This window comes from Streptomyces sp. NPDC088354 (assembly GCF_044753585.1).
In the GTDB taxonomy this organism is placed as follows: Bacteria; Actinomycetota; Actinomycetes; order Streptomycetales; family Streptomycetaceae; genus Actinacidiphila.
In genome coordinates this window covers 16,118-29,260 of sequence record NZ_JBIVNJ010000058.1, presented here as the reverse complement: position 1 = coordinate 29,260, position 13,143 = coordinate 16,118, and the positions used below count along the sequence as shown (strand labels likewise).

Below are 13,143 nucleotides of genomic sequence, written 5' to 3'. Positions count from 1 at the left end.
GCGTAGAGAACTCCATGATCACGCAGGCCCGTGCCCGTGCCGCATCCAGACCATCTCCCAGACGCACAGCGGCCACCTATTGCCGGTCGGTCTTATGTGCCAGTCGATCCCGTTGTCCGGAAAGGGCTGGGCGAGCGAACAACCCGCGGCCGCGGCGACCGCGTGCAGATAGCCCACCTGCAGGGTTTCCATGCTGGTGGTGGTGGCGAGCCCGCCCCGCAGCGGTGCGACCCGCTCCGGCAGCAGCCCGCCCGGTATGGGCTGCTCGAGCGCCATCGCTCTCCGTGCCTCTCCGGGCCGCGGGACTCCTGGTGATTCCCCGTACCCTGTCCATCCCCATCGACGTCAAGTCACAAACGAGCCGGGTTCGGTGACATCCGGTCACGGGTACTCATCACAGTGAGCGATCCGTCAATTCGTCACCTTTGTACGGGGGGTGCGCCATGCCGCACTGGTACGACGGCCCATTGGCCGCCTTCGACACCGAGACCACCGGCGTGGACGTCGAGCGGGACCGTGTGGTCTCCGCCGCGCTGGTGGTGCAGGACACGCCGCACGCGCCGCCGCGCACGACCGGCTGGCTGATCGACCCCGGCGTCCCGGTCCCGGACGGCGCCCGAGCGGTGCACGGCCTGGACGACGCCTACTTGCGGGCCAACGGCCGCCGGCCGGGCCCGGTCATGGAGGAGATGGCCCGGGCACTCGCCGACCAGGCCGCCCTGGGCGTGCCCCTGGTGGTGATGAACGCGCCCTTCGATCTCACCCTGCTGGACCGCGAGTTGCGCAGGCACCGCGGCACCGCCCTGGACGGCTACCTGGTGCGCGGGCCGCTGCGGGTGCTCGATCCTCGGGTGCTGGACAAGTACGTCGACCGCTACCGCAAGGGCCGCCGCACGCTCACCGATCTGTGCGCGCACTACGGAGTGGCTCTGACCGACGCGCACGACGCCTGCGCGGACGCGCTCGCCGCGCTGGCCCTCGTGCGCGAACTGGGACGGCGCTTCGCCGAGCGCATAGGCACGATGCCGCCGGCCGAACTGCACGCCCGTCAGGCCCTGTGGCACGCCGGTCAGGCACGGGGGCTGCAGGCCTGGTTCGCCCGCAGCGGCACGGACGAGCGGGTCGACCCGGCCTGGCCACTGCGCCCCTCCGCCCCGGTCACCGCGTCGGAGGAGCCCGCGGCGTAGGGCGTCAGGACCGCGGCACGCGCAACGGCGGAAGGCCGGTCCTCGAGGACCGGCCTTCCGTGGTGCGTGGGCGATACTGGGATCGAACCAGTGACCCCTTCGGTGTGAACGAAGTGCTCTCCCGCTGAGCTAATCGCCCGGGAACGTCCTGAACCATACAGGGCCCGGGGCACTGCGTTCAAACCACTTGGCCGCCGTCCGCCGCGTCGCGGTCCAGCCGGGCCGCGAGACCGCGCCTGCCCCGCCGCATCATCAGCGCGTGGTTGGCCCGGAACAGCGGACGGCACAGCACGGCGAGCCGGCGCATCAGCGGCTTGTTGACGATCACGTCCTCCTCGAACAGCAGGCGCGTGCCGCCGCCCGTCCCGCCCGCGCCGACCGTCCAGCGCACCCAGCCCTCCAGGTCGCCGCTCATCGCCGCCTCCAGGACCCGCGCCGCCGGGTCGCGCCGGGTCTGCCGCGCGGTCACCATCAGGTCGTACGGCAGGACCGAGCGGAAGCGCAGCATGCCCACGGTCTCGCCCGTCTGCCGCACCTCGCGGATCTGCGGCCACCACGACGGGTACTGATCCGGCCGCTCCAGCAGACCGTAGACCGCCTCGGGCGGCGCGGGCAGCTCCCACAGCGTGCGGAAGCGGTAGCGGCTCCAGTCCATGGAGCCAGTGTGCGTACTCAGCGCGCATCTGAGTAGCCGCGCGCATGACGCCGGGCCGGGCCCGGCGCCACACTCCGACGCATGGACCCGACCCGCCCGCACACCGATCGCTGTCCCGGCTGCGGCTGGTACCTGCCCGCACCCGTCCCGCCGATGGCGCCGACGCCGGCCTGCCCGCGGTGCGGGACGACGCTGGTGGGGCCGGCCGCCGACGAACTGCGCGACACCGACCGCGCGATCCGGCGCCTTGACGCCGAACGCGGCCGGCTGCTCATGCGGCGCGCGCAGCTCCTCGCCCACCTGCGGCCCGCCTTCCCGGCCCCGCCGACTCCCGTGTGGGGCAAGCCGATTGCGGCGTCCGACGCCTCGCCTCGGACGGTGCAGAACCTGCTGCTGGCGCTGGGCGGGCTGCTCCTGGCGGTCGCCGCGGTCGCCTTCACCGTCATCAGCTGGGGCCACCTCGGCATCGCCGGCCGCTCCGCGGTCCTGGGTGTCCTCACGCTGGCCGCCGCGGGCGTCCCCGTACTGCTCCTGCGGCGCTCGCTGGTGGCGACGGCGGAGGTCGTGGCATGCCTCGCCCTGGTGCTGCTGCTCCTCGACGCCTACGCCCTGCGGCGGGTGGCCTTCCCCGAACCGGACGGCCTGCGCTACGCGGCGGTCGCCCTGGCCGTCGTGAGCGCCGCCTGGGCCGCTTGCGCCCGGCTGCTGCCGCGCCTCGTGCTGCCCGGGCCCCTGGCGTTCGTGCTGGCCCAACTTCCCCTGCTCCTCTGGGCGTCGGCCGCGCGGTCCGGCTACGCGACGGCGGCGGCGCTGCTCGCGACTTCCGCACTCGACACGGTGGCCGCGCTGCGCGCCGCGCGCCCCGGCCCCCGCCTGACCGCCACTGTGTGCGGCACCGCGCTCGGCCTGTGCGGACTGCTGACCGCGGGCGTCCTGTCCGGCGCCGCGACCGGCACCGGGGCGGCCCTGCGGGCGAGCGGTCTGCTGCTCGGCGCGGCGGCGATCGCGGGCACGGCCGCCCTGCGGCGCGCGCCTGCCCCGCCCGTCGCCGGCATCCTCGCCGGGGTCGCCGCGGTGTCCGCGGTCGCGGCGGCCGGCGGGGTGGTGCGCGTCCTGGTGACCGCCGACTGGACCGCTGTGGGGTACCTGCTGTGCGCGATGGCGGCCCTGGCCGCAGCGGCGGCCCTGCCCCCGCGGCGGGCCGTGACGGCCGTCGGCCTCGCCTCCGGGGCGGCGGCCGCCGGCGCGCTGACCGTGCTGTGGGCACTGCCACCGCTGACGGTCGCCCTCCTCACGCCCGACGACTTCCACGGGCCGGCCGCGGCGGCCGCGGTCGCCGGGCTCACCGCCGCGACGCTCGCGGCGACCGCCCGCCGCCTGCACTCCCGCACCGCGGCCTCCGGCGCACTCGTGGCGGCCGCGGCCGCCCTCGGCGCGATCGACCTGCCCCTGGCCCGCGTCGCCGTCGTCGCGGCCCTCCTGGCACTGTCGGCCGTCGCCCTCGCGCCGGCCGCGCTCGCCACGGCGGGCGTCCTGGCGCTGACCACCATCGGGTGGGTGCACGAGGACGGCCCGATGACGCTCACCGTGCTCGCGCTGCTGTTCGTGGCGTACGGCGCCCTCTTCGCCGCCGCGGCCCGCACACGGGCGGTCAGCGCCGCCTGCGCGGTCGCCTGCGCGGCGGGCCTCGCGTGGGACGGGCCGCTCGTCGCGGGCTGGCCGCGGCACGACGCCGCCTTCGTCGTCCTGGGCGTCGCCGCGGCCGCCCAGGCACTCGCCCTGACCCGGACCGCACGCGCCTTCGAGTACCCCGGGTACGCGGCCGCCGCCCTGGCGGTCTGCCTCACGGCCGGTGAGCCCGCGGCCCTCGCCCTGGCTCTCGCCTGCGCCGGGGCGGCCGTCGCGGCGGTCGCCGCGCTCCGGGCCGACCGCCGCCGCCTCCACCACGTCGCGACCGCGCTGTGCGTCGCGGCGCTCTGGGTGCGCCTCGCGGCGTCCGGCGTCACGACCCCCGAGGCCTACACCGCGCCGGTCAGCGCGGTCGCGATCGCCCTCGGCCTCCTCGCGCGGCGCCGCGACGCCACGGTCTCCTCCTGGCTCGCCTACGGCCCCGCCCTCGCGGTCACGCTCCTGCCCTCGCTCGTCACCGCCTGGGGCGACCCGGCGTGGCCCCGGCCCCTCCTGCTCGGCGCCGCCGCCCTGGCCGTCACGCTCCTCGGCGCGGCACGGCGGCTCGCCGCCCCCCTGCTTCTCGGCGGAGCCGTACTCGCCCTCGACGCGGTTCACGAGCTCGCGCCCTTCATCGCGCAGGCGCTGGGGGCGGTGCCGCGCTGGGTTCCGCTTGCGGTGGCGGGGGTGCTGCTGATCGCGCTGGGCGCGACGTACGAGCGCCGGCTTCGGGAAGTGCGGCAGCTGCGCCGCCGCCTCCTCCGCCTCCACTGAGCCCCCCGCTGCGCCGGCTGTGCGGGTAGGTTTTTTCCCGCCCTCCCGCAGCCTTCGGCCGGGGGTGCCCCCAACCCGGCGCGGTAAGTGACCGCCTGCGCTCTGTTCGTGTGGGGGTCGGTGCCGCGCCGGGGTACGCCCCCAGCGGGGGCACCCCGCCACACCCCCCTCCCGGGTCGGCTGGGCGTCTGACGGCCGGTGGGGGGCTGTCGGCGGTGACGGCTGCGCCCTTGGACGGCGCTGCGCCAACGGTGGCCCGAGCACGGTGCCGTCTCCACCACCCTCCGGGGATCAGGCGCTCGCAACTACGGAGGGGGCGGGGTCGTAGGGGTGGGCGTTCTGGACTGTGGAGCATATTTGGGTGCATGACCCGGGGTGATCAGTTGAGGGTGCCTGAGGCACCTAAATGTGCTGTCCAGAATGGCCAGCCCCGGAGGCCCCGCACCCGGCCCCCACGAAACGCGCGCCGGGGCGCCCAGACTTCCTGGGGCACACGGGCGGGCGGGCGGGCGGGGAAAAAGCCGAGGCCCGCAGGCGGGACGCCTGCGGGCCTCGGTGACGGTGGGCGATACTGGGATCGAACCAGTGACCCCTTCGGTGTGAACGAAGTGCTCTCCCGCTGAGCTAATCGCCCGTCGCGGGAACAACATTACCGCATGTCAGCCCGTGCCCCCGACGCACCCCCGGCCGCCCGCTCAGCCCATGCCCGCCCTCCACGGCATGACGAAGCCGAAGCGCCACAGGTAGTAGCCGAGCAGGGCGCCGACGATCACCAGACCGATGGCGGTGAGAATGAGATTGCGACGCCGCACAGCCGGGTCCAGCGCCTTCTGCGTGGCCTCGGTGACCTTGCGCTTGGTCCAGCGCAGCACGAGCTGGGCCCAGACGAACTCGGTCGCCCATACGGCCATACCGGCGAAGATGATCACCCAGCCGGGACCGGGCAGCGGGAGCAGGACGATGCCGCCGCCGACGATGGCGAGGCCGAGGACGAAGACGCCCACCTGCCAGCTCACGTGGAGCGCGCGGGACCGCCGGATGAAGAGCGGCGCCCGGGAGCCCAGCGGGCGTTCCGGACCGCCCGGTCCAGGCGCGTCGCCCGCCGTGCCGTCGTTGTCGCCGGCGGCGGGATCCGTGGCCACGGCCGCCGTCCGCTCGTCACTCTCCGCAGTCATGTTCTCAAACCTACCCGACCCCGCCTCCTCACCGGAATGGCTCGCCGGGGAGGAAAAGAACTCGGCCGGACGAGGTACCGGAACCCTCACAAACCCGTCAGAGGGGTTTACAACGTCCCCGCAGGTGGCATGTCGATTTCGCCGACGTGCGAATCCCCGAGCGCACACTGAGCGAAAGGCCCTGGCGCTTATGAACACCACGGTCAGCTGCGAGCTGCACCTGCGCCTCGTTGTGTCGAGCGAATCGTCACTGCCCGTGCCCGCGGGCTTGCGGTACGACACGGCCGATCCCTACGCCGTGCACGCCACTTTCCACACCGGTGCCGAGGAGACGGTCGAATGGGTCTTCGCCCGCGACCTGCTCGCCGAAGGCCTGCACCGGCCCACCGGTACCGGCGACGTCCGGGTCTGGCCGTCCCGCAGTCACGGTCAGGGCGTCGTGTGCATCGCCCTCAGCTCTCCCGAGGGGGAGGCGCTGCTGGAAGCCCCGGCACGCGCCCTGGAGTCGTTCCTCAAGCGGACCGACGCCGCGGTGCCGCCCGGTACCGAGCATCGACACTTCGATCTGGACACCGAGCTCTCGCACATCCTCGCCGAGAGCTGAGTCCGCCGACCGTCCGCTGCCGTACGCATCTCGGGGGTACGGCGCGGACCTGACCCGCCGAAGCCGCCGCCGCGGAGCCGTGCCGCTCCACGACGGCGGCTCTCGCGCTACAGTCACCGGAACGCCCGCCCCACAAGGCCAGGGAGAGAGCGATTCCGTGCTGATCAACCATGACACCAGGTGCGCGCTCGACTGCGTGGTGGACCTGATCAACACCACGCCGGAGAGCGACGGCCGGGAGGGTCTCCCCGATCTCACGGCCCTGCAGGCCTTCGTGGAACGCAATCAGATCAGCGACGTGAACACGCTCGACGAGCAGGACCTGCTGGCCGTGCGGAGGATACGCGGCCGTTTCGCGCAGGCGTTCGCCGCCCCGAGCACACCCGCGGCGGCCGCCCTGGTCAACGCGCTGGTGGCGGAGGCGGGCACCACTCCGCGCCTGACGGACCACGACGGCTACGACTGGCACGTGCACTACTTCGCCCCCGGGGCGTCGCTGGCGAACCACCTGGCGGCGGACTGCGGCATGGCCCTGGCGTTCCTCCTGGTCGCCGGCGAGCGCGAGCGGCTGCGCCACTGCGACGCGCCCGACTGCCGCCGTGCCTTCGTGGACCTGTCGCGCAACCGTTCCCGCCGCTACTGCGACAGCCGCACCTGCGGCAACCGGCTGCACGTGGCGGCCTACCGGGCGCGGCGCCGCGAGGCGGTGGCGGTACCGGCTCAGAACGGCCAGAGGTCGTAGAGCCCGCCGAGGCCGAGCAGGCCGCCGATGACGGTCAGGAACAGCATCAGCGGCGGCTGGGAGAGCGCGAAGAGGCAACCGCGGGGCTCGTCGTTTTCGAGTTCCATGGCCTTACAAGGTCGTGGGACGTTCGGCAGGGGCACGAACTCGCACAACCGTACGCCCCAGGGCACGCCAACTGACGCCCCGGGGACGGTAGTTGAGGTTCGCTGCCACCGTGATGATGGCGTAGCCGCGCCGACCCCGGCGACCAACACGCCGCTCAGATGCCCCGGCGCTTGAGGATCTCCTCGATCTCACCGAATTCGGCCAGGTCGGGATCGGTTCTGATCTTCTCCTTGGCCTTCTTGGACTCCGGCCGCACCTCCGGCCGACGCGCCGCGCCGAGTGCCGGAGCGCTCGCCCCGGGCACCGCCGCGGGCGTCCGGCGGCGCTCCGGTGCGCGCCCGCGGCGTCCGGCGATCCGGCCCGCCGCGTAGAGCACGACGGCCAGCGCCAGGACGGCGAATCCCGCCCACACCGAGGGCTTGAAGACCAGGCCGGCCGTCCAGTCCCCCACGGCGGCGACCACCTTGCCGCCCAGGGTCGCCAGGCCCGTCATCCAGAACCCCACGGGCAGCAACGCCACGGCGGCGATCCGCACCGCCCGCGCGAACCTGCGGCGGTACGCGGTGAGCACGGCGATGGCGAGGCCCGCCGCGGACAGCGCCACACACACGGTCGAGGTCAGCATGCGCAGCTCCTCCGAAGGCGACTCCTGGGTCCATCGTGCACCTGTCCCGCCCTGCCGGGCCATGCTCCGGCGCCAAGGTCAGGGTGATCTCCGGGACGCCTCCTCCCCCGGTGGGAGACTGACCCCATGAACGAAGCGACCCCCGGCACCGCCGTCCTCGAGTTCTGGTGCGAACTCCAGTGCCCCGACTGCGCGACAGCGCTGACCGACCTCCGCACGCTGCGGGACACGTACGGCGACGCCCTGGAGATCCAGCTCCGGCACTTCCCCCTGGAGAAGCACAAGCACTCCTACGCCGCCGCGCAGGCCGCCGAGGAGGCCTTCGCTCAGGGCCGGGGATGGGAGTACGCGGAAGCCGTCCTCGCCCGCACGGAGGAGCTCGGCAGCCGGGGGGAGCCGCTGCTCGTGGACATCGCGGCGGAGCTGGGACTGGACGCGGAGGAGTTCGACACGGCGCTGATCGACGGGCGCCATCTGCTGATCGTCGACGCGGACCACGCGGAGGGCAAGGCGATCGGCGTGACGGGGACCCCCACGTACGTCATCGACGGGGAGCGCTTCGACGGCGGCAAGAGCCAGGAAGGGCTGCGCGAGCGCGTCGAGGCGGTCGCCGACCGGCTGCTCGGGCGGTAGGAACGCCGATGCCACGGCGCCGCGCCGCTCAGAGCAGCGGTTTGGCGAAGTGGACCTGTGTCGTGCGGTAGCCCAGCGACTCGTAGAGCCGCAGCGCGGGATCGTTGCCGGCGAAGACGTTGAGGCCGAGCCAGTGCAGCCCGTCGGCGACGCAGGCGCGTTCGGCGACGAGCATCAGGGTGCGGCCGTGGCCCCGGCCGCGGTGGGCGGCCTCGACCTGGACGTTGTAGACGTAGCCGGAGGGCTCGCCGTCGTCCGTGGCGCGGCGGCCCACCCACAGGTCGCCGACGTCCTCGCCGCCGGCCCGCAGGACCCGCAGGACGGTGCCGGGGGTCGCGAGCCCCCCGGGCAGCGCCGACCGATGGTCGGCCTCGGCCTTGGCGCGGGCCTGGGCCTCGGGGACGCCGCGCAGGGTCCAGCTGCGCACGTACTCGTCCTGCATCCGGGCCAGCCACGCGGGGAACTCCGCCTCGGTCATCGCCCGCGGCTCGCTGCCCTCCGGCAGGGCGGGCGGCGCGTCCGGGAGCGCCTTGAGCATGTTGCGGTTCCGCTCCGTGTAGCCGAGCGTCCTGGCGAGGCGGAACGCGGCCGTCTCGCCGGACCGGACGCTGACCTCGATCCGGCGGCAGCCCCAGTCCCGCAGCACCTCCTCGGCCGCGAGGGCGGCGACCGTGCCGCGGCCCCTGCGCTGCTGGTCGTGATCGATCCGCAGGGCGGCGATGCGACCGGTCCCGGGGCCGAACCGGGCGTCGGTGCACAGCGTGGTCTCCCCCACGGGGCGACCGTTGACGCAGATGGCGTAGCGGCGGGCGCGGACGCCGCCGCGCCACGTCTGTTCGGGCTCCGCGGGTCGCAGCGTGGTGGTCATGGTGGGGTTCTACTAGGTCGACGCCCGTACGTCACGGGTTGGCGTTCTCCGCCGCGCGCTCGGCGAAGACGCGCATCGCCTTGGCGGTCACCGGGCCCGGTGTGCCGGGCAGTTCGCGGGCGTCGGTGCGGTGGACGGCCTGGACGTCGCGCAGGGTGGAGGTCAGGAAGATCTCGTCGGCCTCGTCGAGCACGTCCAGGGGCAGGTCCGCTTCCTCGGCGCCGGCCCAGTCGGCCACGAGTTCACGGGTGATCCCGGCCAGGCAGCCGGAGGCGAGCGGCGGGGTGAGGAGTGTGCCGCCCACGACGACGAAGACGTTGGAGCCGGTGCCCTCGCAGAGCGCCCCCTGCGTGTTGGCGAACAGCGCCTCCGAGGCGCCGGCGTGGTGGGCCCGCGCGAGGGCGACGACGTTCTCGCCGTAGGACGTGGTCTTCAGCCCGGCCAGCGCGCCCTTCTCGTTGCGGGTCCAGGGCACCGTGATGACGGCGGTGCTGTCCGGGCGCGGGTTCGCGGAGCCGAGCGCGACCACGAGGGTCGGGCCGGTGGTCCCCCGCTCGGAGCCGAGCGGGGAGGTGCCGCCGGTGTACGTCACCCGCAGCCGGCCGAGCGGCACCGGGTTCGCGGCCAGGACCGCCTCACAGGCGTGCCGCACCGCGTCGAGGTCGGGCTCGGCAAGGCCCAGGCCCTCCGCGGAGCGAGCCAGGCGCCGCAGGTGCCGGTCCATGGCGAAGGCCGTGCCGTGCGAGGCCTTGAGCGTCTCGAAGACGCCGTCGCCCACGGTCAGTCCGTGGTCCATCACGGACACCAGGGCTTCGTCGGCCTCGCGCAGCGCGCCGTTGACCCAGATCGTCGTGCTCACCGTGTCACTCCGCCTCGTCGTCGCAGTCGTACGTACCCGACGCTACCGCCAGCAGCCGGGACGCCTTGAGCTCGGTCTCCTCCCACTCCCGCTCGGGGTCCGAGCCCCAGGTGATGCCGGCGCCGGTGCCGAAGCGCAGCAGCGGCGCTCCGGGAGCGGCGCGGTCGATCCAGAAGGTGCGGATGCCGACCGCGAGCTCGCCGGTGCGGCGGTCGGCGTCGACCCAGCCGATGCCGCCGCAGTAGGGGCCGCGGGGGGCCGTCTCCAGCTCCTCGATGATCCGCAGGGCGCTGGACTTGGGGGCACCGGTGACGGAGCCGGGCGGGAAGGCGGCGGCCAGCAGGTCGGCCCAGCCGGCATCCTTGCGCAGCTCGCCGCGGACGGTGGAGACCAGATGGACCAGTCCGGGGTGCTTCTCCACGACGCACAGGTCGGGGACGGTGACCGAGCCGGTGGCGCAGACCCGGCCGAGGTCGTTGCGGACCAGGTCGACGATCATGACGTTCTCGGCGTGGTCCTTGGGCAGCAGATCGGCCTCGGTGCGGCCGGTGCCCTTGATGGGGCCGGACTCGATCACGCCGCCGCTGCGGCGCAGGAACAGTTCCGGGGACGCGGTGGCGACCTCTATGCCGTGCCCGGGCAGCCGGACGGTGCCCGCGTACGGGGCCGGGTTGCCGTGCGCCAGGGCGGCGCCGAGGGCGTCGATGTCGGCGCCCGGGTCGGGCAGCGGCGCCGACAGCACGCGGCACAGGTTGGCCTGGTAGACCTCGCCGGCCGCGATGTACTCGCGCACGCGGCGCACTCCGGCGGTGTAGGCCGCGCGGTCCAGGGAGGACGTCCAGGCGTCGGTGGCCGGGCCGCGCCAGTCGCCGGCGGCGCGCCGGGGAGCGGGACCGGGATCGGGGACGACCGTGCCGAAGCGCGCGCAGACCGTCCCGCCCTCGAAGCCGGCGACGACCGCCCAGAAGCCGGACGAGTCCAGCGCGGCGGGGTCGCTGGTGACATCCCGCAGGTCGGAGGCGAGAAAGCCGCCGATTCTGGCGAGGGGGGCGAGGTCGGGCACGGGGCTTCCCAGGTCGGTCCGTAGGGGTGAATGCGAGTGTAAGTCGGCATCGGCGGGCCAGATGCGCTGGTCACCGACCCGGCACGCTGCGGAAACGCGTTTTGGAGGCGGGGCGGTCTTCCGCTAGAGTTCAACTCGTCGCCGGGACGCGGAAGCGCCCCGGCCGAGGTCCCGCCCGGGTGCGAGCTCCGGGGGAGACGCTGCGGACGTGGCTCAGTTGGTAGAGCATCACCTTGCCAAGGTGAGGGTCGCGAGTTCGAATCTCGTCGTCCGCTCGAAGTGGGGGTTCCCGCCCCCGCGCTGGTGGAGTGGCCGAGAGGCGAGGCAACGGCCTGCAAAGCCGTCTACACGGGTTCAAATCCCGTCTCCACCTCTTCGGACGATTAGCTCAGCGGGAGAGCGCTTCCCTGACACGGAAGAGGTCACTGGTTCAATCCCAGTATCGTCCACTGGGGCTCCGGCCCTCGAGGGTCTTCCCTCACGCGCGATTAGCTCAGCGGGAGAGCGCTTCCCTGACACGGAAGAGGTCACTGGTTCAATCCCAGTATCGCGCACGCGGTATCAGAGGTACCGATGGTTCACGAGGACGATTAGCTCAGCGGGAGAGCGCTTCCCTGACACGGAAGAGGTCACTGGTTCAATCCCAGTATCGTCCACCACCTCAGAGGGCCGGAGCGTTTCGCTCCGGCCCTCTGCCGTGTCAGGACGAGAAGAGCATGTGCGCCCAGCTCTGCTTGTGGTGGCCGTGGTGCCCCCCGTGGTGACCGCCGTGGTGCGGCGCGCCCCAGGCAGGGGCGGCGTGCTGCTGGGGGTAGGCCTGCGGGTAGCCGGGCGGCGGCGGAGCGGGCTGGGCGTACTGCGACTCCACGCGGGTCAGCGCCTCGAGCTCCCCGTAGTCCAGGAAGATCCCCCGGCAGTTGGAGCACTGCTCGATCTGGACGCCGCTGCGGTTGAACGTCTGCATTTGGCCATGACACTTGGGACAGAGCATCGTCGGCTCATCTCCTCGCTCGCACCGGCCGGGGGTCCTCCCCCGGCGTCGAACTGAACATTACTTGCGCGATTCGGCGGCATGTATCGAGGACGGCCTGTTCCGTTCCGTCGAGTACGCGGCCTTCCTGCGTGGCCTTGGCGACCGCGATGGCCGCCGTCTGCACCGCCAACGCCCGTGCCGCCACGTCCAGATGCGGCCACGGGTCGCCGTCCGAGGGAACGGCGGGGCCGCCGGCGGCGCGGTAGGCGCCGAGGAAACGGCCCCAGTCGGCGGGGTCCAGCAGCCCGGCGGCGAACCACATCGCCGGCCGGGCCAGATCCCAGGCGGGCCGGCCGAGCCCGAGGTCGTCCACGTCGATCAGCCGCCACGGGCCCAGCGGCGCCGGATGGCGCACCAGTTGGCCGAGGTGGAGGTCGCCGTGGCAGAGCCCGGCGCCGTCGTGCGGCTGCGGCGCCTCGTCGCGCGCCCAGGCGGGCAGCCCGTGCCAGGCGGCGAGGACAACCGGCTCGGCCGCGCCCGCCGCGAGCATCCGGGCCACCCCCCGGGCCGCCTTGGCGGGGCCGCGCATCGGCGGCAGCGGGCCGGGCAGCGCGGCGACCGGCACCGAGTGCAGCCGGGCGAGCAGCCTGCCCGCGTCCTCCCAGGGCGCGGCGTCCGGGGCGTCCGGATCGACGGGCTGACCGAACGGCCACACTGTCACCGTGCGGCCGTGCACGGGCGCGCTCAGGGCGCCGTCGGTGCCGGGCAGCGCGGCGGGGGGCAGCAGGATGCCGTCGAGCAGCGGATGGGCGGCCACCCGCAGGCGTACGGAGAGCGCCGCGGAGTCGGTGTCACCGGCGTGGGCCTTGGCGACCAGGCCGCCGCTGCGCACGACCGTGGACTCGGCGCGCTCGGCCAGCACCGCGGGCTCCGGCGGCCGGGCCGGGCCGGGAATCCCCGAGGCCGCTGCCGCGACCGCCCCCAGGGCGCGCGTCAGCGGCGGTGCACTGCTGGTCAAGGGCTCCCCCACTGCTGGTCTCACCGGCCCACTGTGCGGCAGCGCGCCGCGCGGTGGCAATGCCGAAGAAGATGCCCGGGTACCGCCACAGGTACCCGGGCACTCATGCCGTCCGCCGGACCCCCGTCCCCACGGGGTTACTTCACCGGCTGTCGCTGGCCCGGACCGCTCTTCCGGACCCTCGGAGCGAT

General features: G+C 73.9%; 14 protein-coding genes, 7 tRNA genes and 1 pseudogene. 10 read left to right on the top strand and 12 right to left on the bottom strand.

The features are described from left to right. Nucleotides 1-93: 93 nt before the first annotated feature. Nucleotides 94-276: pseudogene (locus ACIP98_RS39040) on the bottom strand (DUF4365 domain-containing protein); the annotation flags it as partial. Between the two features lie 167 nt (nt 277-443). Between ACIP98_RS39040 and ACIP98_RS39035 the strand changes: the two are divergent. Next, nucleotides 444-1,187, top strand: a complete 744-nt coding sequence (locus tag ACIP98_RS39035) for an exonuclease domain-containing protein (RefSeq protein WP_401981159.1) — start codon at nt 444-446, stop codon at nt 1,185-1,187. Between the two features lie 67 nt (nt 1,188-1,254). Here ACIP98_RS39035 and ACIP98_RS39030 read toward each other — a convergent pair. Next, a tRNA-Val gene (locus ACIP98_RS39030) sits at nt 1,255-1,326 on the bottom strand. Between the two features lie 39 nt (nt 1,327-1,365). Beyond that, on the bottom strand, nt 1,366-1,842 hold the full coding sequence (locus tag ACIP98_RS39025; RefSeq protein WP_319664403.1) for an SRPBCC family protein: 477 nt from the start codon (nt 1,840-1,842) through the stop codon (nt 1,366-1,368). Between the two features lie 81 nt (nt 1,843-1,923). Between ACIP98_RS39025 and ACIP98_RS39020 the strand changes: the two genes are divergently transcribed. Further along, nucleotides 1,924-4,284, top strand: coding sequence for an SCO7613 C-terminal domain-containing membrane protein (locus ACIP98_RS39020; RefSeq protein WP_401981157.1), 2,361 nt, complete (start codon nt 1,924-1,926; stop codon nt 4,282-4,284). Nucleotides 4,285-4,846: 562 nt separating this feature from the next. On the opposite strand, the gene ACIP98_RS39015 is transcribed toward ACIP98_RS39020, so the two are convergent. Then, nucleotides 4,847-4,918: transfer RNA gene (locus tag ACIP98_RS39015), tRNA-Val, on the bottom strand. 61 nt (nt 4,919-4,979) lie between these two features. Beyond that, nucleotides 4,980-5,459, bottom strand: a complete 480-nt coding sequence (locus ACIP98_RS39010) for a TIGR02611 family protein (protein WP_319665435.1) — start codon at nt 5,457-5,459, stop codon at nt 4,980-4,982. 190 nt (nt 5,460-5,649) lie between these two features. Here ACIP98_RS39010 and ACIP98_RS39005 point away from each other — a divergent pair, with 190 nt between their 5' ends. Together ACIP98_RS39005 and ACIP98_RS39000 are read left to right on the top strand one after the other, a co-directional pair. Continuing rightward, nucleotides 5,650-6,063 carry an SsgA family sporulation/cell division regulator gene (locus tag ACIP98_RS39005; RefSeq protein ID WP_003959770.1) on the top strand — a complete coding sequence of 138 codons (414 nt, stop codon included), beginning with the start codon at nt 5,650-5,652 and terminating at the stop codon, nt 6,061-6,063. 157 nt (nt 6,064-6,220) lie between these two features. Then, complete coding sequence (locus ACIP98_RS39000; protein WP_319665436.1) at nt 6,221-6,805, top strand: CGNR zinc finger domain-containing protein; 585 nt, start codon at nt 6,221-6,223, stop codon at nt 6,803-6,805. On the opposite strand, the gene ACIP98_RS38995 is transcribed toward ACIP98_RS39000, so the two are convergent. Next, nucleotides 6,784-6,912: a hypothetical protein gene (locus ACIP98_RS38995; RefSeq protein ID WP_319665437.1), complete on the bottom strand. Its 129-nt coding sequence runs from the start codon at nt 6,910-6,912 to the stop codon at nt 6,784-6,786. The genes ACIP98_RS39000 and ACIP98_RS38995 overlap by 22 nt on opposite strands. Before the next feature lie 155 nt (nt 6,913-7,067). Then, nucleotides 7,068-7,538, bottom strand: a complete 471-nt coding sequence (locus ACIP98_RS38990; RefSeq protein WP_401981154.1) for a hypothetical protein — start codon at nt 7,536-7,538, stop codon at nt 7,068-7,070. Nucleotides 7,539-7,664: 126 nt separating this feature from the next. Between ACIP98_RS38990 and ACIP98_RS38985 the strand changes: the two genes are divergently transcribed. Next, nucleotides 7,665-8,171, top strand: a complete 507-nt coding sequence (locus ACIP98_RS38985) for a DsbA family protein (protein ID WP_319665439.1) — start codon at nt 7,665-7,667, stop codon at nt 8,169-8,171. A 28-nt stretch (nt 8,172-8,199) separates the two neighbouring features. Here ACIP98_RS38985 and ACIP98_RS38980 read toward each other — a convergent pair whose 3' ends face one another. From ACIP98_RS38980 to ACIP98_RS38970, 3 genes are all read right to left on the bottom strand, one after another. Next, nucleotides 8,200-9,039, bottom strand: coding sequence for a GNAT family N-acetyltransferase (locus tag ACIP98_RS38980; RefSeq protein ID WP_319665440.1), 840 nt, complete (start codon nt 9,037-9,039; stop codon nt 8,200-8,202). A 31-nt stretch (nt 9,040-9,070) separates the two neighbouring features. After that, a complete protein-coding gene (locus ACIP98_RS38975) occupies nt 9,071-9,835 on the bottom strand; it encodes an aminodeoxychorismate lyase (protein ID WP_319665490.1) in 765 nt (254 codons plus the stop codon). Between the two features lie 67 nt (nt 9,836-9,902). After that, nucleotides 9,903-10,961 carry a chorismate-binding protein gene (locus ACIP98_RS38970; protein ID WP_401981152.1) on the bottom strand — a complete coding sequence of 353 codons (1,059 nt, stop codon included), beginning with the start codon at nt 10,959-10,961 and terminating at the stop codon, nt 9,903-9,905. A 202-nt stretch (nt 10,962-11,163) separates the two neighbouring features. Between ACIP98_RS38970 and ACIP98_RS38965 the strand changes: the two genes are divergently transcribed. The 5 genes from ACIP98_RS38965 (at nt 11,164) to ACIP98_RS38945 (ending at nt 11,620) form a co-directional block, all read left to right on the top strand. After that, nucleotides 11,164-11,236: transfer RNA gene (locus ACIP98_RS38965), tRNA-Gly, on the top strand. Nucleotides 11,237-11,263: 27 nt separating this feature from the next. Further along, nucleotides 11,264-11,334 (top strand) — tRNA-Cys (locus tag ACIP98_RS38960). 4 nt (nt 11,335-11,338) lie between these two features. Next, nucleotides 11,339-11,410 (top strand) — tRNA-Val (locus ACIP98_RS38955). Nucleotides 11,411-11,443: 33 nt separating this feature from the next. Next, a tRNA-Val gene (locus tag ACIP98_RS38950) sits at nt 11,444-11,515 on the top strand. A 30-nt stretch (nt 11,516-11,545) separates the two neighbouring features. Beyond that, a tRNA-Val gene (locus tag ACIP98_RS38945) sits at nt 11,546-11,620 on the top strand. Between the two features lie 41 nt (nt 11,621-11,661). Here the strand turns inward: ACIP98_RS38945 and ACIP98_RS38940 are convergent. Together ACIP98_RS38940 and ACIP98_RS38935 are read right to left on the bottom strand one after the other, a co-directional pair. After that, nucleotides 11,662-11,952 carry a zf-TFIIB domain-containing protein gene (locus ACIP98_RS38940; RefSeq protein WP_319665442.1) on the bottom strand — a complete coding sequence of 97 codons (291 nt, stop codon included), beginning with the start codon at nt 11,950-11,952 and terminating at the stop codon, nt 11,662-11,664. Nucleotides 11,953-11,959: 7 nt separating this feature from the next. Next, nucleotides 11,960-12,952 carry a phosphotransferase enzyme family protein gene (locus ACIP98_RS38935; RefSeq protein WP_401981149.1) on the bottom strand — a complete coding sequence of 331 codons (993 nt, stop codon included), beginning with the start codon at nt 12,950-12,952 and terminating at the stop codon, nt 11,960-11,962. Nucleotides 12,953-13,143: the final 191 nt, after the last annotated feature.

Excerpts from the sequence above, each read along its gene's own strand:
- ACIP98_RS39035 (WP_401981159.1), top strand. The coding sequence starts at position 444 with ATGCCGCACTGGTACGACGGCCCATTGGCCGCCTTCGACACCGAGACC.
- ACIP98_RS39025 (WP_319664403.1), bottom strand. The coding sequence starts at position 1,842 with ATGGACTGGAGCCGCTACCGCTTCCGCACGCTGTGGGAGCTGCCCGCG.
- ACIP98_RS39020 (WP_401981157.1), top strand. The coding sequence starts at position 1,924 with ATGGACCCGACCCGCCCGCACACCGATCGCTGTCCCGGCTGCGGCTGG.
- ACIP98_RS39010 (WP_319665435.1), bottom strand. The coding sequence starts at position 5,459 with ATGACTGCGGAGAGTGACGAGCGGACGGCGGCCGTGGCCACGGATCCC.
- ACIP98_RS39005 (WP_003959770.1), top strand. The coding sequence starts at position 5,650 with ATGAACACCACGGTCAGCTGCGAGCTGCACCTGCGCCTCGTTGTGTCG.
- ACIP98_RS38995 (WP_319665437.1), bottom strand. The coding sequence starts at position 6,912 with ATGGAACTCGAAAACGACGAGCCCCGCGGTTGCCTCTTCGCGCTCTCC.
- ACIP98_RS38990 (WP_401981154.1), bottom strand. The coding sequence starts at position 7,538 with ATGCTGACCTCGACCGTGTGTGTGGCGCTGTCCGCGGCGGGCCTCGCC.
- ACIP98_RS38985 (WP_319665439.1), top strand. The coding sequence starts at position 7,665 with ATGAACGAAGCGACCCCCGGCACCGCCGTCCTCGAGTTCTGGTGCGAA.
- ACIP98_RS38980 (WP_319665440.1), bottom strand. The coding sequence starts at position 9,039 with ATGACCACCACGCTGCGACCCGCGGAGCCCGAACAGACGTGGCGCGGC.
- ACIP98_RS38975 (WP_319665490.1), bottom strand. The coding sequence starts at position 9,835 with ATGGACCACGGACTGACCGTGGGCGACGGCGTCTTCGAGACGCTCAAG.
- ACIP98_RS38940 (WP_319665442.1), bottom strand. The coding sequence starts at position 11,952 with ATGCTCTGTCCCAAGTGTCATGGCCAAATGCAGACGTTCAACCGCAGC.